The organism is Paenibacillus sp. Y859 (assembly GCF_056786405.1).
Map to the genome: position 1 here is coordinate 46,662 of NZ_JBXCIZ010000003.1, position 25,027 is coordinate 71,688.

The 25,027-nt window shown below is 40.9% G+C and carries 26 protein-coding genes and 6 tRNA genes; 24 read left to right on the forward strand and 8 right to left on the reverse strand.

Annotation, left to right across the window (positions count from 1 at the left end; all coding sequences use genetic code 11):
* The first annotated feature begins 154 nt into the window (after positions 1-154).
* The 4 genes from AC1TO8_RS09165 to AC1TO8_RS09180 are packed head-to-tail and all read left to right on the forward strand — an operon-like array spanning position 155 to position 1,977.
* Positions 155-535 carry a MerR family transcriptional regulator gene (locus tag AC1TO8_RS09165; protein WP_482055315.1) on the forward strand — a complete coding sequence of 127 codons (381 nt, stop codon included), beginning with the start codon at positions 155-157 and terminating at the stop codon, positions 533-535.
* Positions 529-1,014 carry a hypothetical protein gene (locus AC1TO8_RS09170; protein ID WP_482055316.1) on the forward strand — a complete coding sequence of 162 codons (486 nt, stop codon included), beginning with the start codon at positions 529-531 and terminating at the stop codon, positions 1,012-1,014. The genes AC1TO8_RS09165 and AC1TO8_RS09170 overlap by 7 nt, the downstream gene beginning before the upstream one ends.
* On the forward strand, positions 1,011-1,766 hold the full coding sequence (locus tag AC1TO8_RS09175; protein ID WP_482055317.1) for an ABC transporter transmembrane domain-containing protein: 756 nt from the start codon (positions 1,011-1,013) through the stop codon (positions 1,764-1,766). Before AC1TO8_RS09170 ends, AC1TO8_RS09175 begins: the two co-directional genes overlap by 4 nt.
* Before the next feature lie 16 nt (positions 1,767-1,782).
* Entirely contained in the window at positions 1,783-1,977 is a 195-nt protein-coding gene (locus AC1TO8_RS09180) for a hypothetical protein (protein WP_482055318.1), read from the forward strand.
* 406 nt (positions 1,978-2,383) lie between these two features.
* Here the strand turns inward: AC1TO8_RS09180 and AC1TO8_RS09185 are convergent, their stop codons facing one another.
* A complete protein-coding gene (locus AC1TO8_RS09185) occupies positions 2,384-2,755 on the reverse strand; it encodes a DUF1878 family protein (protein ID WP_482055319.1) in 372 nt (123 codons plus the stop codon).
* Positions 2,756-2,986: 231 nt separating this feature from the next.
* Here AC1TO8_RS09185 and AC1TO8_RS09190 point away from each other — a divergent pair, with 231 nt between their 5' ends.
* Positions 2,987-3,142, forward strand: a complete 156-nt coding sequence (locus AC1TO8_RS09190; protein ID WP_482055320.1) for a hypothetical protein — start codon at positions 2,987-2,989, stop codon at positions 3,140-3,142.
* Between the two features lie 57 nt (positions 3,143-3,199).
* Here the strand turns inward: AC1TO8_RS09190 and AC1TO8_RS09195 are convergent, their stop codons facing one another.
* Positions 3,200-3,595, reverse strand: coding sequence for a hypothetical protein (locus AC1TO8_RS09195; protein WP_482055321.1), 396 nt, complete (start codon positions 3,593-3,595; stop codon positions 3,200-3,202).
* Positions 3,596-4,319: 724 nt separating this feature from the next.
* Between AC1TO8_RS09195 and AC1TO8_RS09200 the strand changes: the two genes are divergently transcribed.
* The 9 genes from AC1TO8_RS09200 to AC1TO8_RS09240 all read left to right on the forward strand — a co-directional run bounded on the left by AC1TO8_RS09200 (position 4,320) and on the right by AC1TO8_RS09240 (position 13,240).
* Positions 4,320-4,874 carry a hypothetical protein gene (locus AC1TO8_RS09200; protein ID WP_482055322.1) on the forward strand — a complete coding sequence of 185 codons (555 nt, stop codon included), beginning with the start codon at positions 4,320-4,322 and terminating at the stop codon, positions 4,872-4,874.
* 113 nt (positions 4,875-4,987) lie between these two features.
* A complete protein-coding gene (locus tag AC1TO8_RS09205) occupies positions 4,988-5,986 on the forward strand; it encodes a hypothetical protein (RefSeq protein WP_482055323.1) in 999 nt (332 codons plus the stop codon).
* 41 nt (positions 5,987-6,027) lie between these two features.
* Positions 6,028-6,237 (forward strand): hypothetical protein, encoded by a 210-nt coding sequence (locus AC1TO8_RS09210; RefSeq protein ID WP_482055324.1) that lies wholly within the window; start codon positions 6,028-6,030, stop codon positions 6,235-6,237.
* A 485-nt stretch (positions 6,238-6,722) separates the two neighbouring features.
* A complete protein-coding gene (locus tag AC1TO8_RS09215) occupies positions 6,723-7,556 on the forward strand; it encodes an ABC transporter ATP-binding protein (protein ID WP_482055325.1) in 834 nt (277 codons plus the stop codon).
* 94 nt (positions 7,557-7,650) lie between these two features.
* Positions 7,651-8,742: a LolA family protein gene (locus AC1TO8_RS09220; protein ID WP_482055326.1), complete on the forward strand. Its 1,092-nt coding sequence runs from the start codon at positions 7,651-7,653 to the stop codon at positions 8,740-8,742.
* A 159-nt stretch (positions 8,743-8,901) separates the two neighbouring features.
* The gene (gene alr / locus AC1TO8_RS09225) at positions 8,902-10,086 is read left to right on the forward strand and encodes an alanine racemase (RefSeq protein ID WP_482055656.1); all 1,185 of its coding nucleotides are present in this window, start codon (positions 8,902-8,904) and stop codon (positions 10,084-10,086) included.
* A gap of 225 nt (positions 10,087-10,311) precedes the next feature.
* On the forward strand, positions 10,312-10,593 hold the full coding sequence (locus AC1TO8_RS09230) for a CopG family ribbon-helix-helix protein (RefSeq protein ID WP_482055327.1): 282 nt from the start codon (positions 10,312-10,314) through the stop codon (positions 10,591-10,593).
* Positions 10,594-10,596: 3 nt separating this feature from the next.
* A complete protein-coding gene (locus AC1TO8_RS09235; RefSeq protein WP_482055328.1) occupies positions 10,597-10,947 on the forward strand; it encodes a type II toxin-antitoxin system PemK/MazF family toxin in 351 nt (116 codons plus the stop codon).
* 103 nt (positions 10,948-11,050) lie between these two features.
* Positions 11,051-13,240, forward strand: a complete 2,190-nt coding sequence (locus AC1TO8_RS09240; protein WP_482055329.1) for an alpha-galactosidase — start codon at positions 11,051-11,053, stop codon at positions 13,238-13,240.
* Positions 13,241-13,431: 191 nt separating this feature from the next.
* On the opposite strand, the gene AC1TO8_RS09245 is transcribed toward AC1TO8_RS09240, so the two are convergent.
* Entirely contained in the window at positions 13,432-14,505 is a 1,074-nt protein-coding gene (locus tag AC1TO8_RS09245; RefSeq protein ID WP_482055330.1) for a hypothetical protein, read from the reverse strand.
* Between the two features lie 239 nt (positions 14,506-14,744).
* On the opposite strand from AC1TO8_RS09245, the gene AC1TO8_RS09250 reads away from it, so the two are divergent.
* On the forward strand, positions 14,745-16,958 hold the full coding sequence (locus AC1TO8_RS09250) for a Tex family protein (RefSeq protein ID WP_482055331.1): 2,214 nt from the start codon (positions 14,745-14,747) through the stop codon (positions 16,956-16,958).
* 84 nt (positions 16,959-17,042) lie between these two features.
* Here the strand turns inward: AC1TO8_RS09250 and cmpA are convergent, their stop codons facing one another.
* Complete coding sequence (cmpA, locus tag AC1TO8_RS09255; protein ID WP_482055657.1) at positions 17,043-17,174, reverse strand: cortex morphogenetic protein CmpA; 132 nt, start codon at positions 17,172-17,174, stop codon at positions 17,043-17,045.
* An 80-nt stretch (positions 17,175-17,254) separates the two neighbouring features.
* A complete protein-coding gene (locus AC1TO8_RS09260; protein ID WP_482055332.1) occupies positions 17,255-17,605 on the reverse strand; it encodes a hydrolase/acyltransferase in 351 nt (116 codons plus the stop codon).
* A 183-nt stretch (positions 17,606-17,788) separates the two neighbouring features.
* Between AC1TO8_RS09260 and AC1TO8_RS09265 the strand changes: the two genes are divergently transcribed.
* The 6 genes from AC1TO8_RS09265 (at position 17,789) to AC1TO8_RS09290 (ending at position 19,010) form a co-directional block, all read left to right on the forward strand.
* Positions 17,789-18,259: a SprT family protein gene (locus AC1TO8_RS09265; RefSeq protein ID WP_482055658.1), complete on the forward strand. Its 471-nt coding sequence runs from the start codon at positions 17,789-17,791 to the stop codon at positions 18,257-18,259.
* A gap of 50 nt (positions 18,260-18,309) precedes the next feature.
* Positions 18,310-18,385 (forward strand) — tRNA-Asn (locus AC1TO8_RS09270).
* A gap of 9 nt (positions 18,386-18,394) precedes the next feature.
* Positions 18,395-18,486 (forward strand) — tRNA-Ser (locus AC1TO8_RS09275).
* Positions 18,487-18,702: 216 nt separating this feature from the next.
* Positions 18,703-18,777: transfer RNA gene (locus AC1TO8_RS09280), tRNA-Glu, on the forward strand.
* Positions 18,778-18,834: 57 nt separating this feature from the next.
* Positions 18,835-18,910 (forward strand) — tRNA-Lys (locus AC1TO8_RS09285).
* An 18-nt stretch (positions 18,911-18,928) separates the two neighbouring features.
* Positions 18,929-19,010: transfer RNA gene (locus AC1TO8_RS09290), tRNA-Leu, on the forward strand.
* A 97-nt stretch (positions 19,011-19,107) separates the two neighbouring features.
* On the opposite strand, the gene AC1TO8_RS09295 is transcribed toward AC1TO8_RS09290, so the two are convergent.
* Both AC1TO8_RS09295 and AC1TO8_RS09300 read right to left on the reverse strand, forming a co-directional pair.
* Positions 19,108-20,304 carry an MFS transporter gene (locus tag AC1TO8_RS09295; protein ID WP_482055333.1) on the reverse strand — a complete coding sequence of 399 codons (1,197 nt, stop codon included), beginning with the start codon at positions 20,302-20,304 and terminating at the stop codon, positions 19,108-19,110.
* A 15-nt stretch (positions 20,305-20,319) separates the two neighbouring features.
* Complete coding sequence (locus AC1TO8_RS09300; RefSeq protein ID WP_482055334.1) at positions 20,320-20,775, reverse strand: MarR family winged helix-turn-helix transcriptional regulator; 456 nt, start codon at positions 20,773-20,775, stop codon at positions 20,320-20,322.
* A gap of 158 nt (positions 20,776-20,933) precedes the next feature.
* On the opposite strand from AC1TO8_RS09300, the gene AC1TO8_RS09305 reads away from it, so the two are divergent.
* A tRNA-Leu gene (locus AC1TO8_RS09305) sits at positions 20,934-21,015 on the forward strand.
* Between the two features lie 194 nt (positions 21,016-21,209).
* On the opposite strand, the gene AC1TO8_RS09310 is transcribed toward AC1TO8_RS09305, so the two are convergent.
* Positions 21,210-22,409, reverse strand: a complete 1,200-nt coding sequence (locus AC1TO8_RS09310) for a GNAT family N-acetyltransferase (RefSeq protein ID WP_482055335.1) — start codon at positions 22,407-22,409, stop codon at positions 21,210-21,212.
* Between the two features lie 119 nt (positions 22,410-22,528).
* Between AC1TO8_RS09310 and AC1TO8_RS09315 the strand changes: the two genes are divergently transcribed.
* Both AC1TO8_RS09315 and AC1TO8_RS09320 read left to right on the forward strand, forming a co-directional pair.
* Positions 22,529-23,557, forward strand: a complete 1,029-nt coding sequence (locus AC1TO8_RS09315) for a LacI family DNA-binding transcriptional regulator (RefSeq protein ID WP_482055336.1) — start codon at positions 22,529-22,531, stop codon at positions 23,555-23,557.
* Between the two features lie 83 nt (positions 23,558-23,640).
* The gene (locus AC1TO8_RS09320) at positions 23,641-24,990 is read left to right on the forward strand and encodes an FAD-dependent oxidoreductase (protein WP_482055337.1); all 1,350 of its coding nucleotides are present in this window, start codon (positions 23,641-23,643) and stop codon (positions 24,988-24,990) included.
* Positions 24,991-25,027 lie beyond the last annotated feature (37 nt).

A 25,027-nucleotide genomic window follows, 5' to 3' on the forward strand; every position in this document is an offset into this window, starting at 1 on the left:
CCTTCTTGCAAAAGCTAGCATTTTTGCAAGAAGGAGTTTTTGATTTGTATGCGGGTTGGAGGTAATCTCCTTGAATTTCACTTTCCTAAAAAATAATGCTTGCTCCTGACGTAGCGTCAGGAGATATACTCATGAGTAAGAAGGAGTTGAAGCTATGAACGAAGATCAAAGCTATCTCATTGGAGCATTTGCCAAGCTGACGGGGGTAACGGAGCGTACATTACGATATTATGATCGTGTCAATTTGCTAAAACCTAGTCAGTATACACAACAGAGACATAGGTTATACACAGATAAGGATCTTTTCACACTACAAAAAATAATAACCATGAAGTTTATGGACTTTTCACTAGAAGAGATAGCAAAGGTTATTCATAATCCGGAACAAAGTCTGCTTCAAACATTGGCAACGCAAGAGGCGATGCTTCAGAAGAAGAAGGAACATCTTGAGCGCGTGACTGCTGCAATACATCGTGTAAAATTTTGGCGGAGGAGGAAGAGGAAGAAATTGATAGCGGAATGCTACTTATGCTAATCCATAGGGTTCAGCATGAAGAGGAGCAACAGCAATGGTTGACGAACCACATCTCAGAGTCCTTCAGCGACATGGTATTTATGAAGGAGAAATCAGTTGTGGAACGTAATGAAGCGGAGCATCAGATCACTAGCTTATTGTTATTATTAAAGAAGTATTGTAAAGAGGGCCTTGCTCCTGATGGTGATGCTGTCCAAGAAGCAACGGGGCAAGTTTTGCATATAATTCTGGATATCATGGGCTCTCGTTCACTTGAGGAAATGAGTAAAACGATGATGGAGGCAAAGGGGGATGATGGTGATAATATCGATTGGAAGGTGCCAGACCCCTTTCTGTTTCCGGATTTGCTTAATGTAGAAGAAGATGCTTTCCTAACTGAAGCGATTGAGATTTTGAATAATAGGACTCAGATTCTGGATACGCTAATTGAATCACAACGAACTGAAATGGATATCGTTGATCAGGAGGTGATGGGATGAAGAAGACTATCACTTCTGAGACCCTAACTAAGCCGAACGGGAGGTCATTCTGGATGCTAATGAAACAGCATTTGCCGAAAAGTTCGAAAAGTTGGCAGTTGAAGGTGGCTGTTGCATTAGCACTAGGAGAAACGGTATTCAGTCTTCTAATTCCAATAATGACGAAAGACGTTATTGATCAATTATCAACCTCTAGTTTACAGATGAATACCGTAATAATTTTAGGGGTATTGTTCATTGTGCAGTCTTTGATGGCAGGATTTTCGTTTTATACGATGTCACATATCGGTCAGTATGTTGTCGCTAGTCTTCGAAATGAGGTATGGCGAAAGGTCATTAGGCTACCGGTATCTTTCTATGATCGAAGTTCATCAGGTGAGACGATGAGTCGTGTAACGAACGATACGCATGTTATTAAAGACTTTATTACGGTTCATGTCATCCCATTTATATCTGGCATTGTGGCAATAATAGGTGCACTTACGCTTCTTCTTTTCATGGACTGGAAAATGACGGTTATGATGCTTGTCGCATTACCTATTGCCCTTGCTATTCTTGCGCCTCTTGGTGTGAAGATGTTCGTTGTATCGCGGGATATGCAGAATGAAACGGCTAAATTTCACGGGGAGCTTGGAAGAGTTCTTACGGATATTCGGCTTGTGAAGGCTTCTGTAGCGGAACCCTTAGAAGAGAAGCAGGGGAAGGATAGGATAACACAGCTATCTCTTGAGTTATTTTTAAAAGATTCTTAATAAAGGGGGAGACTCTATGAAAAGACTGAGCAAGGAAGAGTTGGATCAGTACGGGAAGGAAGCAGCAGCTGCTGCCAGAAAGTCGGCTTTTGATGTAGGAACCTTTATATGTTACGGAGAGAATGGGAAAGTTATCCGAGAATATCCGGATGGTCGTAAGACTCAAATCATCTGGGATGAGGACGGAAACGAGAAGGAAATAAGATATTAGGATCCTCAAAAATTTAAAACAGCTCTGATATGGAATACCCTCCATATCAGAGCTGTTTTTTAATTCTTTGGAGAGAGCTAAAAAGCATGGCTCCCACCACCGCAAAAGCTAGGGCACATCCTTATCAGGAAGGGTGACCGACATTGCCCTTTCCCTTCTATAGTTTAACATTTTAAAGAAATCATACAACTTGAATGTTGAGGTTTCCCTTTAATCCAGATTGAAAAATGAAGAACCATGAGAAATGAAGTAAATCAAAGAAAAACCGTGTTTGGCATGTTGGCCAAAACGCGGTTTTTTTCATTGTTCTACAGAACATTAATCGGCTGTCACGGTTTAATTCGGCTGAATTTGGAGATCCGGAAACCAGACATATTCACAGAAGAAGTACAATGAAATTAGCCCCTTACTTTTTTAGAAGACCTAGATAGTGCCCAGTCAATGTCTTGAAAGGTCCCATTTTAGCCAATCCATTCAAGAAACTAGTTAAAAACAGGTCATTTACAACAATGGTGAATTCTTCTCTTTCACCTTCGTATACTATTTTCTCTATCCTTGATATGAACTCTTGTAAAGTAGGATAATTGTCTTCCTCCTGCATTTTCAGGTTGAATTCTTTAGATAGAGAAATAAGACCTCTAATTTCTGTCTGATTTAAACGATGTGACATTGACCAATCCCATAACACAAATCGATCAGGAGCAACTATGTAATCTCTTAGTTGATGAATATAGTATTCTAACCTGTCTACCTTTTCTTCGAGAGTTTCATTGCTCAAATGCTATCATCTCCTCATTGCTTTTAGAATGCTAGGAAAGCAAAAACAGAGGCAATCGTACGTGCAGCTCCATTTGCTGCAAAGGCAAGTTTTTCTTATACGAATCTTTTACCTAATAGTAATACTACTATTACTAGTGATTATTTCAATATTTACGGCAACCAGAATGTATCATTAACATTTGTTCAGTATCCGAGTAGTGGTAGCGGAACCGCAAGCATCCTTTACTCTTTGGTACCGGCAGAAGTAGGTGGTCAGGTAGTTTACGGTAACTATTCAAACACGAATAGCACAATAACATGGGAGAATGTACCTGGTGGAACTTATTATGTTTCAGTCAAGAATGTCGGTCAGATTACTGTAAGTGGAAATGGATACGTCAATTAAGTAAGTAAAAAAGGAGCAGTTGCCAAGATGCAACTGCTCCTTTTTCATGAATTAACTCTATTTGTCGGAGTCTTTTCTTAAAAACATTCCGACATTAAGAGTTAATTGTTTCGTATTAGGTCCAATTTGATTTAATTTTCCTGCGAGCTCAGATTCATTGAAAATAGTTTGTGTTTCTACTCGGACAAAATCGCCGTGTTTTGTATGAATTTCATCCACCCTAGTCGTTTCGGGATCCACATTCAGATCTGGATCTACTTCTGACTCTTCTACGGCACTTAATTCTGGACCTAAGCGAATATCAGTACCATTTGGTCTCACTAATGACTCTTCTAGAGCACTTAATTTTGAACTCGAGGAAATACTACTAGGATCCGCTAATAAATTCGCACTTAGGGCAACTCCTGAAATCAACATTATTGTAGAAGTTGCTAGAATCAGTTTTTTAAACATATTTTCCCTCCTTTCCTTTTTATACCAATAATTATACCCTACTTTCAATCTTCGCATTCTAAAAAGTTCAAATGATCGAAAAAGTCCCCTATAGAAAAACTAAGCTCAAGAAAAGACTTCACTACAAAACTGTATAATACTTCTAATTCCTAATTATAGTATCTTAGATGATATATGAGAACAACATTTCACGATTTAAGAGAGTGGACAGATGAGTTGTATTACAATTTTTGAGATAAGGGCATAAAAAATTGTTTTTATGCCCACCTTTCTATACAGATAATACAATAACCAACCAATACTATTAGAAAAAGTTTTTATCCCAAATGGGCCCGACTACTGCACAAAATTAGATATTTTGTACATAAGTAAAAAGGAACTGAGTTGCTGAAGCTCTTTCGTCGTTTATACAGATAGTCAGATGTCTTTTATTGAGCTATCGTAGCTTGTTAGTTCAATTTTTCATCATGAAAGGGCCTTAAATGAGGTTACCATATAGTATTGTAATACTGGCTGTGGTTCAGTTGCCTTGAAACTCGCATCAAAAGTCATAAGTTCTACTCACTGTTATAAATTGTTTGTATGATTTCTTTATTTTGTGAATTCTCATAGTAGTTACGGATTATATAATGGTACTTCATCCCTATTCCAGTATATGTAATTCTGGTATAATATGGTATCTATGCTTTTAAAAATAGTATTAAAATGAATTGGAGGGAAATTAATGAAGAAAAGAGTATTATCTTTATTGGCAGTATGTTTTTTATTGACTGGTTCTTTAGTTTCTGCTCAAGAAGTTATTCCGAATGCATCTTCAGTCTCAGTTCAAGAAATTCCAGATGTATCTACACTTGATCCAAACATCGACTATCCCGAAACAGTTGAATTTGGTCAAAGTGTATCAAACGAAAGCGACTCTCCAATTACGGCAGCAAGTTTTAGTACTATGGCTACAGCATCAAGTGCAGTCTTTAGAGGTGTAGTACCAGGTACGAATGTTTTGGAAATTGAGGGAGAATCAAAAACAGTTGCAAATAGCAAGCTGTATTCCGCTTCAGCTCAAACTTCTTTATACGTATCTCTTGGTGGATATACCCTATTAGCTAAAGGCGATTTAGATTACGGTTCAGCATTTTGGGATTTAGATAGGACTGCAAGATCCACAGTACTTGCTCAATCCCTCACAAGTGGGAGAATATATAAGGCTGTAGGATCTCATTCTATTGCTTATGGTGGGAGTATTTATTTAATCGGTACGAGTTATGAACGCAATATATAAATTTCTTTTCTCATAATTAAAAATCTAATAAATAAAAACATCCTCCTGTATTAGTTAGGAGGATGTTTTGTTGAATAGCAGACAAAATATTACTATTAGGGAAGTGAATAGCCATGAATAAAAAGTGGAATATCGTAATCGTTGTATTCATGTTATTAATTTTAATAGGTTGCAGTTCCAATAAACATATTGAAACAACGAAAATTATTGAAGCAAACAACGCAACAAAGATTCCAAATACACTTGTTAATCAAGAAGAGGTACAACAGCCACATTTTTTTATTGACTTTAAATTAGATCAAGCTGTTGCTAAGGAACAAGTAGGAAGTACTTACCCGTATTATAAGCTCACACCTAAATTTGAAAATAAATTATCAGGTACACTGTATATTGAAAACACACAACTGGATACCAACATAGTATTACTTGTAATGCAGGGAAGGGAAGCTACATTACTGAGTCAAAAAGGAGAGAACAATTGGAGTAAATCTTTGGTAGTGAAATCAAAAAAAGATAGTAAAGTAGATGTACAAGTGGATATAAAGTGGAACCAAGATGAGAGTGATGAGCTGATCGTCTTCCCATTCGTTGAATCCTTTGGTAATTTTTATTCTGGAGCACATTCATCAGTAATAAGATTATTTGTAGGTGATAACCGAGATTACAACTTCACTGACGAGGAAATTGAAAGTAAAAGAATTCAGAAAAGTGATAAAGTAAAGTTAGTTTCGGAGTTAGCTTGGGTAGATAATGATAATCAGAGGGTAAATACAATAATCAAAAACAATAATTTTTTTGCAGAAAAGAAATATAACAAACTTTTAATGACTTCTCTCACTAGTGATAAAATTGTAGATGTCGTGTACTTGAATACCTTAGGTGATTCGGAAGTCTTATTTTCTGGATACAAAAAAGAAAAAAATAATGATACAGTATTCACAATTGATACTAAGAAAATGGATAAATACTTCAAAAAAAATATCAATCAGTTTTTGCTTGTTCTGAATAATAAGGATGATGATATGCTAGTAGACATAATGGCAGTAAATAAAGGAATAAACCCTGTTTCAACTAGTTTCCATAGAATAATACAAATACTTCCATATGAATAAAAGTCTTATTCATAACTTCGCATGATAAGAAGGTGAAAATCGTGTTGGTTAATATCAACCAATTTATAGAAGGTGCTGTTCAAGGAAACCGACATGTTGTAGTTTTCTTACATATAGGTGAAGTGATTAGAGGAAAAGCTCTAGCTTTCCATAAGAATGTTTTACAAATAGAATCAGAGGAGGTTATACATGAAATAAAAGTGGATGAAATAAATGATATATATAGCATAACTAAAGGTAAATTATTTTGAGTCTGTCAAGGACCCGTTGCCTTAATATCTAGCAACGTTTTTTTTGATTAAAAGCGGAAACCAATTATGAATGCCGTGCTAATAGATTTCCGTACCGAAAATTAAATAACTCAATTTGTTATTTAATTTTCGGTACGTTAGCTCAACACGAGCAGGACATATGTAAGGGACTTTATTTTATAAATCTATGTTACTCATGAGGTTAGAAGGAAACCTTTATTAGTGGGCTGAAGGGAACTCTATCACTCTAGTAACCAGAGATGAGGACACGCCGCCCTGCTATGATCCTATAAATGGCTGGACCCTGAAAAGGGTAACTAGAGTATTTGTTATAAGATCCTTCAGAATCACTTTTGGAGGATCTTTGGCTTAATTAAGGCTCACTCGTTGCGATCATCTTGTATTTGTTTCAAATTGTCATACCGGTTACGCAAATGGCCTCTTTCTTCACCCAATTTCAAAAGGCTATAGGGGCTTCTGAACGAGTGCAGGAACTCCTTTGTGAGCCTCTAGAGGCTCACGAGGAACATGAGGAGATTATAACAAGTCATTCCTCTGCGGATAACAACGTATTAATACATTCTATACGAGGTCAGTCTTTAACCTTTGAATCTATAAGTTTCAGTTATTCGGAAGATCGAGAGATTGTGCATAACGTAAGCTTCACAGCTGAAGCGGGTCAGATGACGGCATTTGTAGGCCCAAGTGGTGCAGGTAAAACAACCTTATTCTCACTAATTGAAAGATTCTACGATTCAACCCAGGGAGAATTAGTATATGGATCTACACCCATTAGGTCCATTCCATTACAGGAATGGCGGCGACGGATCGCTTATGTCTCGCAGGAGAGTCCGATCATGGAAGGAACAATTAAAGCCAATCTGACTTATGGACTAGAGGGATGTAGCAAAGCAGAAATTAATGATGCAATTCGTCAGGCCAATTTGGATTCCTTCATTGCTACTCTGCCGGAAGGATATGATACTGAGGTTGGAGAGAGAGGCATTAAGCTATCTGGAGGACAGCGTCAGCGATTGGCTATTGCTAGAGCTATTCTACGTAACCCAGAGATATTACTTCTGGATGAGGCAACAGCACATCTCGATAGCTCCTCTGAGCAGTCTGTACAAGCTGCCTTACAGGTATTAATGGAAGGGCGAACTACACTGGTGATCGCACACCGTCTATCCACGATACGTGGGGCTGATAAGCTGATTGTTCTGGAGCAAGGAACAGTGACGGGAAAGGGAACCCATCAGCAATTAATGGAGAGTCACGAATTGTATCACGAATTGGTATCACAACAATTCGATAACTAATTCATGCTTGTCATGCTAGTCTGCATATTGTGACCAAGTCCCTCATAAACATGTACTAATCAATTCAATACATGTGGATAAAGGGGATGAAGTCATGCGTCGTATAACGTGGGTACTAGCTATGGTGTTATGTATTAGCGTTGTGTTGGCAGGGTGCGGTGGAAAGAAAGATGCCGCAGCCGTAGTCAAAGATTTGAACAACGTGGTAGATAAGTTGCAAAGTAAGGAAGGTTCTTATCAAGGTTCAGGTACGATGACGTTACACACTAGTGAGAAGCCTCAACAGTATGAAGTAGAAGTATGGTATCAGAATCCATCGTATTATCGGATTAGCCTGAAGAATGCTCAGAAGGATATTACGCAAATCGTTCTACGTAATGATGATGGGGTGTTCGTCCTTACGCCAAGCTTGAACAAGAGCTTTAGGTTCCAAAGTGATTGGCCGGAGAAACAAGGACAGGTGTATTTATATCAGACGTTGGTCCAAGGCATTCTCAGTGATAACACGCGGCAATTCATAGATGATAAAGATAGTTTTGTCTTTGATGTTGCAGCGAATTATCATAGTCAATCTTTAATTCGGCAAAAGATCTGGTTGAACAAAGATAATTATGCACCGAAGCAAGTACAAGTATCGGATTCCGAAGCGAACGTTGTTGTGGAAGTGAAGTTCAATACATTTGCATTCAATACGAAGTTTGAGAACGATGCATTTGATATGAAGCGTAACATGATGACGATGGGTGAATCCTCCATCCAGACGGTTACTCAAATAGATGAGTTCGGTAATGAGATCGTTACAGAATTAACAGATGATACACAGATCGAGCCTACAATGAAGGACTTAGGCAGCTTTGGTATCATTGATCCAGACTATGTACCAGAGGGTGTCACGCTTAAAGATACCAATGAGATAGCAGACAGTAAAGACCATGCAGTCTTGCTACGTTATGAGGGTGTGTATCAATTCACATTGATGGAAGCACGTCCACTCGATCGTGCGGTGTCGCTGACACCAGGTTCTGTCATTGATTTAGGATTTACTGTGGGGTTATTGACCGGGGATGAGCAGCAGACATTAACGTGGATGGATAACGGAATTGAGTTCAGAATTACGAGCGCGAATCTTCCAGTTACTGAAATGATGAAAGTAGCAGCGTCTTTAGCTGAAAAAACGGGTAAATAGATTTTGTAGACGGATTTTCGTTATTGTTGGGGAACTCTCCCTCTACAATGAAGGGAATCCGTCTTTTCATCTTCAATTGACAGGGGGCTTTCAGAACATTACCATTAGATCATACGAACATGAATAATGATTGCTCAAACTTCAGAGAAGGTGACGGTTTTGCAAGTGAACTATCGTGCAACAATAGCGGAGATTAATTTGGACCATTTGTGTACAAATTATCAAGCATTCCGCGCAGTATTACCAACAGAAATGATGATCTTAGCATGTGTAAAGGCGAATGCTTACGGGCATGGTGCGGTGGAAGTAGCTAGGAAGATGGAGGAGGTGGGTGTAGATTACCTAAGCGTTGCTTTCCTGGATGAAGCATTGGAGCTTCGCAGAGCGGGTATTACTTTTCCCATTCTTATTCTTGGGTATATCGCTCCGGAAGCTATTCGTGTAGCTTGGGAGAATGATGTTACTGTAACCCTCTTCTCTCAAGATGTCCTAGATGCTATTATTCAAATACCCGCACTAAGTGCTGCTAAGCCATTGAGAGTACACATTAAGATCGACACCGGGATGGGTCGACTTGGACTGCTTCCGGGAGAAGAAGCGATTACTTTCATAGAACAGGCTTTCTCAATCCAAGGCATTCAAGTTGAAGGGTTATTCACCCATTACGCGAAGGCAGATGAAGAAGATAAGAGTTATACACTGGAGCAGTACCGACGGTTTCAATCTGTTGTGGATGTGCTAGGGGAAAGGGGTATTGAAATCCCTATTATACATACAGGAAATAGTGCAACTGCGATCGATATGCCACAACTATCTTATAATATGGTGCGTATAGGCATCAGCCTATACGGACTTTATCCATCAGATAAAGTGAATGATCAGAAGATTGCATTAACCCCAGTACTGACGCTAAAAACGCAAATAGTACATGTTAAGATGCTCCCTCCTCATTCGGGAATTAGCTATGGCACTACATACGTGACGGAAGATGATGAAGTCATTGCTACACTTCCGATCGGTTATGCTGATGGATATTCTCGAATGCTGAGTGGCAAGGCAGAAGTACTGATGCGTGGACGCCGGATTCCTATCGTTGGAACAATCTGCATGGACCAGTGTATGGTATCGTTACGAACTTTTGCTGAAGAAGCAAAAGAAATCCAAGTGGGCGAAGAGGTTGCACTCATCGGTCAACAATCTGGTGAATGTATTACAGCAGATGAGTTGGCTTCCAAGCTAGGTACTATCCCTTACGAAGTGATCTGCATGCTAGCCGCTAGAGTTCCCCGCCATTATGTTCAAGGTGGAATCCTTCAACACGTAGTCAATCCTTTATTAGATTAGGAAAGATACCATCAGTTATTATTTGTAGGGAAGAAGGAATCTATGATTACATCTCGAATGTAAATTTAGATTAAGGGATGATCTTATATAAATGTGGATTGTAGTTTATAATGAAATGTAGCATACATGATATACGATTCGCATATATATTCTTTTGTATAAATTCCCTTGAATAAAGTTATACTGGTGCACAAGTGATGAAGTGTCGTGGGGGTGGAAGAGAAGGTGGCTAATTTGCAGAGCACGAAGAGGATTATGATCAGTTTACCAGATCATCTCTTGAAGGAAGTGGATGGTATCGTCGCATTGGAGAATTCCAATCGTAGTGAACTCATTAGGCAGGCCATGAGACTGTATTTGGTAGAACGGAAGAAGAGATATATCCGTGAGTCGATGCAACGTGGTTACATGGAAATGGCCAAGATTAACTTGACTATGGCTTGTGAGGCTTTCCACGCAGAGGAAGATGCAGACAGCACTCTAAGCCGCGCAGTAAGCGGGGTGTAAATATTGATTGTAAAACGCGGTGATGTATTTTTCGCGGACCTTTCGCCTGTTGTTGGTTCTGAACAGGGAGGGGTGAGGCCTGTTTTGATCATACAGAATGATATCGGTAACCGGTTCAGTCCTACGGTCATCGTAGCGGCGATTACCGCGCAGATTCAAAAGGCGAAGCTTCCTACTCATGTGGAGATTGATGCACTCTCCCATGGATTTGATCGGGATTCTGTCATTCTGTTGGAACAAGTCCGAACGATTGATAAGCAAAGATTAACGGATAAGATTACTCATCTTGATGAGGAAACGATGAAAAAGGTCAACGAAGGTTTGCTCATCAGTTTAAGTTTAATCGATTTTTGAACGTTGATTGTCGAATATATTGATATGAACAAGACGTGCCCTGGGTGCGTCTTGTTTCATAGAGGTTTACAGTTATTTACATAAGGGGAGGGCATAGGATACAATGGGCGTATTTATTGATCAAGATAAGCAATTATTTCATCTACAAACGGTGAGTACAAGTTATGTGTTCCAAGTATTACCTTCGGGGCATTTGGCGCATCTTTATTATGGGAAGAAATTACGTACAGGAGATTTAAGTTGGTTACTCGTTAGGCAGGAGCGGGCGTCATTTAGTCCGAACCCAATTCCGGAGGATCGAACGATTTCATTTGATACACTGCCTCAAGAATTGCCTGTGTATGGAAGCAGTGACTTCCGACACCCATTATTACAATGCCGTCTTAGCAATGGCTCGACGATAACTGAATTTATATATCGAACACATCGTCTAGAGCAAGGAAAGCCTGGTCTAACTGGCCTACCAGCTACGTACGTTGAGGAAGAACATGAAGCACAGACTTTAATTATTGAACTTGAAGATAAGGGTTCCGGTCTTCTTATTGAACTGCAGTATACAGTCTTTGAACATTATGATGCTATTACTCGCTCCATGGTTATTGTGAATGAGAGTAAGGAATCTGTGGAATTACTACGTGCGCTTAGCGCTAGTGTAGACTTTCCTCATGCAGACTATGAATGGCTACAATTATCGGGTGCATGGAGTAGAGAAAGAGATATTGTACGCCGTCCATTGGCTAGTGGTATGCAAAGCGTGGAAAGTCGTAGAGGTTCTAGTAGTCATCAGCAGAACCCATTTGCAGCGTTATTATCGCCAGGTAGTGATGAAGATCAAGGTGAAGTATTCGGCTTCAGTCTAGTATATAGCGGTAGTTTTATTGCACAGGCTGAAGTGGATCAATTTCGGACAACACGTTTTTCAATAGGGATTAATCCTTTTGAATTTGGTTGGACATTAGAATCGGGACAGTCCTTTCAGACACCTGAAGTAGTTATGGTATATTCTGCTGAAGGATTAGGTGGGATGTCACGTAAGTATCATAACTTGTATCGGGAACGTCTTGCTCGGGGTAAGTATCGTGATGCAGAGCGACCTATACTTGTGAATAATTGGGAAGCAACTTATTTTCAGTTCAATGCTGATAAAATTGAGGATATCGCCAAAGCGGGTCAGGATCTTGGAATTGAACTATTCGTACTCGATGATGGTTGGTTCGGTCACAGGGATAGCGATAACTCATCTCTTGGAGATTGGGTTGTAGACAAGAATAAGCTTCCCAATGGTCTTGAAGATTTAGTGAGCAGAGTAACCAATCAAGGAATGCGCTTTGGACTCTGGTTCGAGCCAGAGATGGTATCTCCTGATAGCGATTTATATCGTAATCATCCGGATTGGTGTCTGCATGTACCGGATCGTCGTCGTACAGAAGCAAGACAGCAGCTTGTACTCGACTTCTCACGTCAAGATGTTCAAGATGAGATGGTACAAATGATAAGTGAAATTCTCAAGAGTGCTCCAATTACTTACGTGAAGTGGGACATGAATCGTAACATGACAGAGATAGGTTCTGCGTTGTTACCTCCGGAAAGACAGCAAGAGACGGCACATCGTTATATGCTGGGCTTATATGATGTAATGGAACGTATTACGTCATCATTCCCAGACATCTTGTTTGAGAGCTGTTCGGGCGGTGGAGGTCGATTTGATCCAGGAATGCTGTATTATATGCCGCAAACATGGACAAGCGATAACACGGATGCTGTGGCTCGCCTAAGAATTCAATACGGAACCAGTCTTGTATATCCTATTAGTTCTATAGGATCCCATATTTCGGATGTCCCTAACCATCAAGTCGGTCGTACGACACCACTAGAGATGCGCGCTCTTGTAGCCATGTCAGGTAATTTCGGCTATGAGCTGGATCTAACGAAGTTTACTGATGAAGAGAAAGAAGCTGTCAAGCAGCAGATATCACTGTATAAAGAAATTCGTGGATTGGTCCAATTTGGTGACTTCTACCGTTTGCTTAGTCCGTTCGAGGGAAATGAGACAGCATGGATGTTCGTATCGCCAGATGGAAGTGAAGTGGCTGTATTCTATTTCCGAGTGTTATCAGAATCGAACGCACCTTTGAATCGATTGAAATTGAAGGGCTTGGACCTCCATGCAGATTATCGACTGCTCGGAGGAGACGAGACTTTTGGCGGAGACGCTCTTATGTATGCAGGAATTCTGGTTGGATCACAGCCAGGAGATTATCATAGTGAATTGTTTAGGTTCGAAAGAGTGTAAGGTTAGTTTCAACAATTTTGACTCACGTAATCTAAGAAACATGCTTAAATAAAGAAAAGGTATCTCCTTTGGATGAGAGAATCATAACGGGCTAACCATAGCCAGTCGGACTCACAATACCAAGGGAGAATACCTTTTTTGTGATGATGCAGTGATAACAGTCATCATATGATAGATGATCTAGACTCTAATTAAGGTGTTCTGACAAAATTGCGAAGTGTTAGAAATTCATTCTCATCGCGCATGATTAACGTGTCTTTATTAAAATAAATAAATTTGTCGTAAAAGAGACCACGACTATTTCGCTCACCGAGGATGAATGATTCGCCATTACGTAGATTGAGTGCACGTGCAACTAACTTATTGTTCACAAAATCCGAGAAGGCTACATAATTTTCGCCTAGGAGCAGCAGATTATTCCGTTCGTTGTTTCCTCCGGTTTGAGTTCGCTTATATAATACCCTTGCCTTAGCATTGGCTTGCCAACGGTCCATGGTCATATATGTATTATAATACACGTACTTACCTGTAGTCGCATCCATTGATTTGCTATCAATCATCCATACGATATCTCTTCCATTGAATTCTAGAAGCCTCAATTCTTCGTTGTCTTTTGTCTTATAAACCTCGACTGTTTTTGCAGAAGCTATATCATGAAAATAAAGCGTACGCCCAATATAATTATAGACATATTTATCGTTTGCGAAACTAAATTTTGAATCGTTCCCAAGGTTGGCGAGTTTTTGAGTCTCTTTCGTTTCTCTGTTCATGATGTAATATGTACTACCACCATCATCCTTGTATGCCAAATATTTATCTCCTACTAGTATGCCCATTGGATGTCGTGTTTCTAGAATCGTATCGGTCATTACTTTGGTTTTCATATTATATTGCTTCAAACTTTTTGGGAATATGTAAACCTTGTTGGACATTTCAATAGTCGACTCATAGAAGAAGAGAATGTCTCCACGAACAATCATATTGGTTTTGAAGGTGTTTGAAGAGGTTATAGCTTCGGTCGTATTTTTCTTCCAGTTATGAAGGTAAACCTGCGTAACTTCGTTCTTATCTTTCTCAATAGAGGCAATATAGTCGCCTGTGAACGTGTAATTGTAATCAATGTACATTTTATACCCGGTTTTTACATCAGTAAATTTGTACTTTGCAGCTGCAAGTACGGGTGTAACAAAAATGGATGCTCCTAGGAGCATGCTGAGCGCAAGAGCTATACCTGGTTTGGCGAGTTGACGAAATTTCCTAAACATGGGTTTTTAAATCTCCTTTAAGTATATTTTCCATCTGAGTGGATTAGAGAAAAGTAGTCTATGAAAATTAAAGATCTATCGTGATAGTACATTTCGACACAGAAGGATAAAAACCTTTATTTTCCTACATAAACAGATATATACCTTTCGGTAATTTTTCTGATTATGCTCTGTGCTGGAAATATGAGCGAAAGTTTGTGATAATATGATACATACCGTATTTAGAAAGAGGGATACCATTGTCAGAACATGATGTTGTTGTAGAGGTAAAAGATGAAGCGATAAAAGCAGAACAGCAAGAGCGGATCGTTAAGCAAGCTGCTAAGGAATTAAATATCTCATTGAAGCAAGTCCGCACAACGGTGGGACTACTGGATGAAGGAAATACAATTCCCTTCATTGCGCGTTACCGTAAAGAGATGACGGGTGAACTAGATGAGACTCAACTACGAGATATCGAAGAGCGTGTGGGTTACTTGCGGAACTTGGAAGAGCGTAAGCGAGAAGTCATACGAATTATACATGAACAAGATAAACTAACCGTTGAATTAAAGGCGGCTATTGAACAAGCTAGTAAATTGCAGGAAGTGGAGGATCTGTACCGTCCATATCGACAAAAGCGCAAAACTCGGGCTAGTATGGCGAAGGAAAAAGGTTTGGAGCCTTTGGCGATATGGATATGGGATCAGCCGAAGCAAGGAAATTTGGATACAGAAGCAACAAAATATGTAGATGTGGATAAAGGCGTAGAGACGCCTGAAGATGCGATCCAAGGTGCTATGGATATTCTAGCTGAGAATATAGCAGATGAAGCCACTATCCGTGCTTGGGTACGTCGATATAGTATGGATCATGGACTGTTGGTGTCAGAAGCGAAGGATTCGGAGCAAGAGTCGGTATATGAGAACTATTACAGTTACAAAGAACTTGCAAAGAAAATGCCACCACACCGTATTCTGGCTATCAATCGTGGTGAAAAAGAGAATGTGCTTAAAGTAGGCCTTGAAGTGCCAGCTGAATCCATTCACACATTCATAGGTTCCCAAGTTATTAAAGGGGATTCTTGCGTCAAGAAGATATTGGAATCTGTTATTGAAGATTCGTATAAGCGGCTAATTTCCCCTTCTATTGAGCGGGAGATACGTGCTGAATTGACGGAGAAGGGGGATAGTCAAGCGATATCTATCTTCTCCGGTAACTTGCGTAGCTTGCTGCTACAAGCGCCAGTGAAAGGACGCTGTGTATTGGGTGTAGATCCAGCCTTCCGGACAGGCTGTAAGCTGGCCGTGGTGGATGACACAGGCAAACTGCTCGAAGTGGCTGTTACCTATCCAACTCCTCCGCATAATAAGGTGAGGGAAGCAGCAGAGAAATTCCGCGAGTTGATTACGAAGTATAAGATTCAATTGATTGTTGTTGGGAACGGAACCGCATCTAGAGAGACAGAACAGTTCGTTGCTGAAGTCATCAGTGATCTGAAAGATCAGGAGTTGGCCTATCTTATTGTTAATGAAGCGGGTGCCAGTGTGTACTCTGCATCGAAGCTTGCGCAAGAAGAATTCCCTGATTTGGACGTATCTGAACGTAGCGCCGTATCCATTGCTCGCCGTATTCAGGATCCCTTAGCAGAGCTAGTTAAGATCGATCCAAAGGCCATTGGTGTAGGGCAGTACCAGCATGACGTTAGTCCGAAGCACTTGGAAGAGAGTCTTAAGGTAGTCGTGGAGTCAGCGGTTAACCATGTAGGGGTAGATGTGAACACAGCCTCGCCATCGCTATTGTCCTACGTAGCTGGCGTAAATGCTACTACGGCTAAAAATATCGTGAAGTATCGTGAAGAGAACGGGAAATTCATTACGCGCAAGCAGTTGAAAAAAGTCCCGCGTCTAGGTGCAAAAACGTATGAGCAATGTATTGGGTTTATGAGAATTTCAGAAGGGGAGCATATTCTTGATCGTACTCCCATTCATCCGGAATCCTATCCCGTTGTAGATAAATTGTTTCGTGAATTGAATATGGAGTTAGAGAAGCTTGGAAGCCAAGAGTTCAGCCAACTGCTGGAACAGCAGGATGTTGAGGGATTAGCGACCATACTTGATGTTGGTGTACCTACGCTGCGAGACATTATAGAAAGCTTACAACGACCGGGGCGTGATCCTCGTGAGGAGCTTCCACTTCCTATCTTTCGTACCGATGTATTGAAGATGGAAGACTTAACACCGGGGATGGAGATGCAGGGAACCGTTCGTAATGTGATCGATTTCGGAGCCTTTGTGGATATCGGAATTAAGAATGATGGCTTAGTACACATTTCACAGCTAAGTAATGGATATGTTAAACATCCTATGGATGTTGTTTCTGTTGGTGATAATGTGACGGTATGGGTACTGAATATAGATGAGAAAAAAGGGCGCGTCGGACTTACGATGAAGAACCCACATAAGGATCAATAATTTGATCCTAGCATACAATAGCCCCAAGCTTCGTCCTCCCTTAGGGGGGCGAAGCTTGGGGCTAAAATGATGATCTAATGAAACTTATGAAGATGTATTACCGCGGTTACCTGGAGAGTTACGGTAGACAAACCAACATTCATTGAGTAGTTTTATCTGCCGTCGGTCTCTTTTGTTGAAAGCGCGCATTAATTGATTGCACAGCCACTGTGGCAAGGGTATCTCCTCCTCTTGCATTCCATATGTACCGTTAGCATATGGAGGAGTAGCCCAGAGTGTGCAGGTATACATTAAAACTACTCCATCTCTTCTTCATACCATTGTTCTAGTTGAGCTTGAAGAGCACGAATCTCGGTAAGCAGTGATATGAGTGGATAACTCTTTTCATCAATGGTTGCAAAGGATTTCTCCAATTCATTGATGTAATCCAGTCCACCTTGAATCGTATACTGTTCTTGCAAAAGATCAAGAGCGTCGCACTCAGCGACAGCTAGCGGTAGTGTAGGAATATTTGCAGCGGTCAGTTTGGCGATCTCTTTATTAAGACGCAGATTAAGTGCACTTAGTTGATAAGCGTAGTCTGCAGGCATTTCCACAAATTGAAGTTCATGTTGTAGTTGTAAAATGACGTATCTCATCTTTGCCATAGTGTGTTAGAATCCCCCTATATATCTTTATGTATTGAATGAACGATGCTTGTATCAGTATACTTGACAGTGTAGCCTATAGCGAAGTTAAAATTCAAGTATCAAGTCATGTCCCTGATAAGGGAATGGGCGAATGCCTAGCATATAGTAGGAAGGAATCGTTGGAGAACTATGACAGAAATGATGACCAATGAGGAATTACAGGTATGGGTGGAGGATATTTCACACCGTTGCTTCGGAGTGCCGTTCTTGCATCAAGCTGTGTTCAATGGGCGGTTAAAGACTACGGGAGGGCGATATTTCCTCAAGGGGCATAACATAGAGATTAATCCCCATCAACTCGATAACTTTGGAAATGAAGAGGTGGAAAAAATCATCAAGCATGAATTATGCCACTATCATCTCCATCTGAGAGGAAGAGGGTACCGACATCGTGATCCGGAGTTTAAACAATTGTTGCAACAAGTTGGGGGGAGTAGGTTCTGTCAGGCACTTCCTGGAGCGAAGGCTAGAAAGCCTCTCCCTTATCGATATAAGCTGACATGTACACGATGTGAAATGGAGTATCTCCGTAAAAGAAAAGTAGACCCTAAGCGTTACCGATGTGGTAAATGTCGAGGCGATCTGAGCCTATCTTCGATGACTCCATCTTGACTGAAATCATTCGGAATGATATATTAATGATTGTAAGTCTAGATTGATGTTCCCTGATAGCTCAGTTGGTAGAGCACTCGACTGTTAATCGAGTTGTCACAGGTTCGAGTCCTGTTCGGGGAGCCATTATTTTTTGGAGAGATACCCAAGTGGCTATAAGGGGACCCTCTGCTAAGGGGTTAGACTGCGTAAGCGGTGCGTGGGTTCGAATCCCACTCTCTCCGCCATATTTTTTTAGCCAATCATATATGAATTGACAAAGGGACCTATCAAGGTTCCTTTTTTTGTTAGAATAGTGTCCGTGGCTTCCATTAGAAGGTAGAAGATGCGATACGCTCACTATGCCACTCGAAATGTGAGATAAGAATCTAAGAAAAAAAGCTTGTCATGTAATTGTAATTTTGTTATAATCATTTTTGTTGTCACAAGAAGTGATGTATTATGGCCCGTTGGTCAAGTGGTTAAGACACCTCCCTTTCACGGAGGTAACAGGGGTTCGAGTCCCCTACGGGTCACCATTTATTATGAAGGAATTCAGTCTTCAAGAATGGCACACAGCATTGTGTAGTCACCGAGAGCCATTAGCTCAGTTGGTAGAGCACCTGACTTTTAATCAGGGTGTCGAAGGTTCGAATCCTTCATGGCTCACCATTTTCACTTTTATGATTTGCGGTCGTGGTGGAACGGCAGACACGCTACCTTGAGGTGGTAGTGCCCATTGGGTGTGAGGGTTCAAATCCCTTCGACCGCATTATGATTAGGCTTCTACGGATGTTAAAACCACTCCCTATTCAGAATATTAGATTCTGAATAGGGAGTGGTTTTTTGACGCCTAATTCATTTCTCCTTTACGTGATTTTACCCAAGTGAGAACCACGCTTGAATCCCTTCACCATATAGATGGCATAAAGCACAATGAATAACACAAGGAACATAGATGAATACCGGTACATAACAGCATAACTTGAGTGGGAAGCAATTTGACCTAGAGACAGTGCTCCGACAGCTACCCCAAGATCAAGCGAATTGAAATACATGCTATTGGCCATACCTTGCTGCTGTGGTGTGACCAATTGAATCATCCAAGTCTGAATTGTAGGTTGTGCTGTACCGAAACCAACGCCATAGAATAATGCTGCTACTGCAAGAGAAACGGTAGAGGTTGAGTAAGAAAGTAGGATGAGCCCGATAATTAGAAACAACGCCGCTGGAATGAGCAGTACAATATGACCTTTGCGGTCATAGAGTTTACCTGATATCGGACGGACGATAATAACTGAAATAACATTAAACAAGAAAAATAATGATGCATTTGCAAGATGAACTTCTTTTCCAAATAAAATTAAAAAGCTCAATAAACCGCCATAGGTGATCGACATGAGCATATTAAGTATACTCGGGAGGATCAGTTTTCTATTGAAGCCCGTCTTGTTGGGTGTTGATGAAAGTTCCTTAGGGGCTACAACAGGAGGTTTCACTTTTTTGGTGATGGGATAGATCAATGGGAAAATCAATAGTGCTGTTGCCAAAGTGACATATACTAACGTAGGAAATCCACTTTGCCCTAATATGGTGCTTCCGATTACGGGTCCCAGAGATAGCGCAATACTAGTGGATAACCCGAAATAACCCAAACCTTCTCCTAATCGTCTGTTTGGAATGACACCGGTGGCCATCGTCGGAAGGGTCGTACTTCCCATTCCGAAGCCAATTCCAAATAGAATACGCATAAGTAGTAGCATGGCTACCGTTCCACTCCATAAATATCCGAAAGTAGCCAATGTTATGAGAATAAGTCCTGTGAAAAGGATGGTGTTTCTTTTTCCTTTTTCTAATGCCTTGGCGGAGAATAGTCGCGAAGCGATAGCAGCTAGAGCAAAGAGAGTCGTGAACAGACTAACGGTTAGATCACTCGCATGGAAATGATCTTTAACATAAGAAGGTAGCGGTGATAAGATCATCTGTAAATTCAGAAATAGTAATAAGTTACATACAGTAAGCATGATGAATTCTCTTGTCCAGAGTTTGACTTGTTTGGTTTTCATTTTTTTTGAAGACTCCTAACCTTGATGTAATTGATCGATATTATGTTGGATTTGTTCCATGATCTGTTGTAAAGATAGTAGCTGTTCATCTGTGATTCCAGATATCAATTTGTCATTCAGCCCTAACTCTAGAGGAAGTGTATCTAAGATGAGTGTCTTAGCTGAATCAGTTGAACAGATCAAGAATGCCCTGCGATCAGTAGGGTTTATTTGTCGTATTATGAGCTTCTTTTTATCTAGAACATCTAAGATACGCGTCACCGTAGGCTGATCTTTATCCGTACGGAGTGCAATTTCCTTTTGGTTAGTTCCTTCCTCAAGGCATACTTGATATAGGACGGCCCACTGTTCAGGGGTGATGTCATAGGCTCTAAGCTTATTAGCGAATAAAGTGCTAATCTTACGAAAAATATGTGCGTATTTGAATCCGATGGACTGTTCGGGGGAGGGGAATCTAAACAGGGTAAACACTTCCTTTTAATATAGTTGTTATAACAACTATATTCCTAACAACTATTGTTGTCAATGCTATTGGAGTGTGTGTGGATATTACTGTAAGCTAATAATATGCTCTTTACTTTTAAGTGTTATCCATGTAATATACATAATGTGTTGCAAAAATATTATGCGCGGTCGTGGTGGAACGGCAGACACGCTACCTTGAGGTGGTAGTGCCCATTGGGTGTGAGGGTTCAAATCCCTTCGACCGCATTATGATTAGAATTTTTCGTAACCCTTACACTGTAAGGGTTTTTACTTGTTAAAGTGAGAGGGTTCAAGTCCCATTAACCCAGATAAGGTTAAAGCGGCAGTAGCAATAACAGCGAAATGAAAATAAGAATGACGGAATAGAACAAGCCTGCTCATTAGAGTAGGCTTTTAAATATGAGCCTAAATATAGGCATCTAAAACTTATCTGTATTATAGAAGACGGAGTTTTGTTTCGGAAATAGAACCTCGAGCACATGATATAGTGATGCTTCCTTGGAAGCGTCACTATATCCTTGGAATAGCAAAGTTATAAACTCCTCTTGGCTTAACTTGATGGCAGTATACTCAAGCCCCGTTCGTGCATCAGACTCGATAGAGACATCTTCACTTAAGTAATGAAAATATGCCTTTTGTCCTGCACACTCTAAATATAAATGTAGACTTTCCTGAGCATACTTTGGACTAATATTCAGCCTTTTTTGAAAAGTAGAGGTCAGTTTAGCAAGTAAGGGCTGAAATCGGATCACTTTCCACATCGCGTAATTCATCGTATCCTTCTCGGCACTCCAATTGGTGAATGCTTCGACCAGAGCGTGATCGTCTGGAAGGTTTGCCTGAACGGAGATTGCATCCGGACGTTGTTGGACCAAAGCGTGAAATAAAGGGATGACTGAACTTTCCTCACCTTCGAGATAGCATAACTCCTCCAGATGAGCAATTCCGTCAGCCTTTGTCTCGGATATAAGTCCGTAGGCAACAACGACTCCATCTCGTATAGCCAATAAGCTTGCAGCAGCTTTCCATCTAGGCCAATGAAGTTGATCCTTCCAAACAGCCTCAGATCTAATCGCTGTATACGTTCTAGAAGCATTAAACTGTTCATAAATATCGGATATAGCATCGCAATAAGACGAATCGAATGGAACGATCTCGATATGTGTATCGTTACTAGCCGTGACGGATGTGGTATTTAATTTGTACAAAGGTTCGGGAACAACATTCCAACCATGTTTTTCATAAAATGGGGTAATGACAGCGTATAGTAAGGAAAGATCGTACTCTTCCTGTTCCATCCATTGTGTAAGATTGTGCAGAATTTGTCGACATTGTCCCTGTCCTTGGTACTCGGGAACAGTCGCTACGCTACCTAATCCTCCAATTTTTACGGCTGCATGATCAACTCGACTAATAACTGGGAACAATTGGACGGTAGAAGTGATCGTATTTTGTTGCGTAGCAATCCAGGTAGTAGCCATGTCATAGGCTGAATCTTGGTCTAACCGGATTTGAAAAAAGTCTCTTCCAACATCGAACGCATTTCCCAGAATATCATAGACGGCTTCTAATTCTGTTCGATTTACAATATTACGTACTACTGTTTGTTGGGTTGTCATTAAATATACAGACCTCCTATAATGAGAGCGTTTTCTTGTTTTCTATTGACATAAAAGCACTGATGCATGATAATAAAAATATAACATATATGGGAGCGCTCCCACAATAGGTGATGAAAATGAAGCATACATTAGAATCGATTGCAGGTTTAGCAGGAGTATCAAGAGGGACTGTATCTCGTGTAATTAATAGCTTACCGGGAGTTAAACCGAAAGTGCGCGAGAGAGTTTTGGAGATTATTGAACAGACCGGCTATGTTCCACATTCGCAAGCAAGAAGTCTGGCCGGTGGTAAGACAGGGAATATCGGGGTTATGGTGTTTGGACCGAAACCGGATTTCTTGAGCCATCATATTTTCTATGAGGCACTTCAAGGTATTCAAGCAGACACCATTGCCAATGCCTATGATCTGCTCTTATTGGCTAACCGTAGTGAATCGGACCAGGATTATTGGAAGAAGGTCGCTACGATGCGGAAAGTGGATGGGCTCATCATTATGGGTGAGCATATCCAGCAGGAGTATTTGATGTATTACCGAGAACAGCAGATACCCTTTGTTCTAATTGGGAAAAGGAACTATGATTCATTACCGATTGCGTGTGTGACCTCGAATTATCGTCAAGGGGCGTACAAGGCAACAAGTCATTTGCTACAATGTGGCAGACGCCGAATCGTATACATCCAAGGTCTTATAGGTACTTATCATGAGAATGAGCGATTTGCTGGGTATACTCAAGCATTGCTAGAAGCGGGAATAGAGCATGACCCAACTCTAGTTATCCATGGTAGCGCGGATCAGGAAGAAGCACGCCAACAGACGAAGCTTCTGTTAGAGAGGAATGTATCATTCGATGCTGTGTTTGCAGCCAATGATCTGATGGCATTTGGTGCGTTGGAATCGCTCTTCGAACAGGGTTATCGAGTTCCTCAGGATATTTCGGTCATAGGTTATGATGACATTCAAGCGGCAGCGTACTCATCTCCGCCGTTAACAACCGTACGACAAGATAAGATCAGGCTTGGAAAAGAAGCGGTGGGATTATTGCTGGACATTTTTCGCGGCGATCTTGATGAGAATGAATCCAAGGATATGATCATTGATAATGAGTTGATCATTCGCGGAACGACTTCACAGCAGGAAAGCTAAAAAGTACGGACAAGAAGATGAAATTGTCCGCTTTTTGGACTATAGTGGGAGCGCTCCCATATTGAGAGGAATGAAACGAACAGATGTCTAATTTACAGAAGGAATATGATGTAGCAGTTCTCGGTGGTGGTCCAGCGGGCATTACGGCTGCCATTAGTGCGGCGAGAAACGGAGCCGAGACGATCATTGTGGAGCGATACGGATTTCTTGGCGGCATGTCAACTACAGCGATGGTATATCCATGGATGACCTTTCATTCGGCAGTGGGTGAGCAAGTTATCAAAGGCATTGCCCAGGAAATTATAGATCGTTTAATGGCTCTTGACGCATCGCCAGGTCACTTAAGAGATACCGTCGGATTCACTCATACTCTGACGCCTTATCATCCCGAGGTGTATAAAGTATTGGCTTGTGACATGCTCGAGGAAGCGGGGGTTGAGATTCTACTTCATACAGCAGCTATAGATGTCCAAACGAAGGATGAGCGTATAAGTGGCGTAACTTTGTACAATAAAGGTGGTGTTTCGGAGCTCAAAGCAAAGGTGTATATCGATGCAACCGGGGATGGAGATATCGCTTATATGGCTGGGGATCCTTGGGAGAAGGGTAATATCGACGGAAAAGTACAACCGATGACGATGAAATTTCGCATGAGGGGCGTCGATCTGAACAAGGTCAAGGACTACATGCAGAATAACCCTTCAGAATTTTATGAGAAATCGTTGATTTCAGATCTTGATATTATCCCTCTTACAGGGGTTATGGGCTTTTATAGTCAATGGAAAGAAGCTGATCTCCCTATTCAACGCGAAGGTCTTCTGTTTTTTAGCGGACCAAATGAGGATGAGGTTCTTGTGAACGTATCCCGAGTGTCAGGTCTAGATCCAACGAAGATTGAGGACCTGACGAAGGCAGAGATTGAAGGGCGTAAGCAAGTTCTCCTTCTAGAAGCATTTTTCCAGAAGTCTATTCCGGGATTTGAGAAAGCTAGCGTATCAGCTGTAGGTGCCCAGATTGGAATCAGGGAAGCAAGACGGATTATTGGGAAATATGTGTTGAATGGCACGGATGTATTGGATGGCAAAAGATTCGATGACGTTATTGCTAGAAGTGGTTATCCGATTGATATTCATAATCCAGAAGGTAAGGGTGTCACCGCTAATTTCATTCGAGAAGGCGGCGCATATGATATCCCTTATCGCAGTATCGTTCCAATGAATACGACGAATTTGTTATTGGCGGGAAGATGCATCTCAACGACGCATGAAGCTCAAGCAACGACACGTCTGACGCCAAGCTGTATGGCGATAGGTCAAGCGGCAGGTGCCGCAGCAGCACTGGCAGTATTGCATAATTGTACTACAGCAGATGTTCCTATTCCTGAGTTACAGGCGCGTTTGATCGAAGGGAAAGCCGAGTTGGGATTAGATTAAAGTGAATGGAAGCGGATGTAATCACATCAAGGAGGTG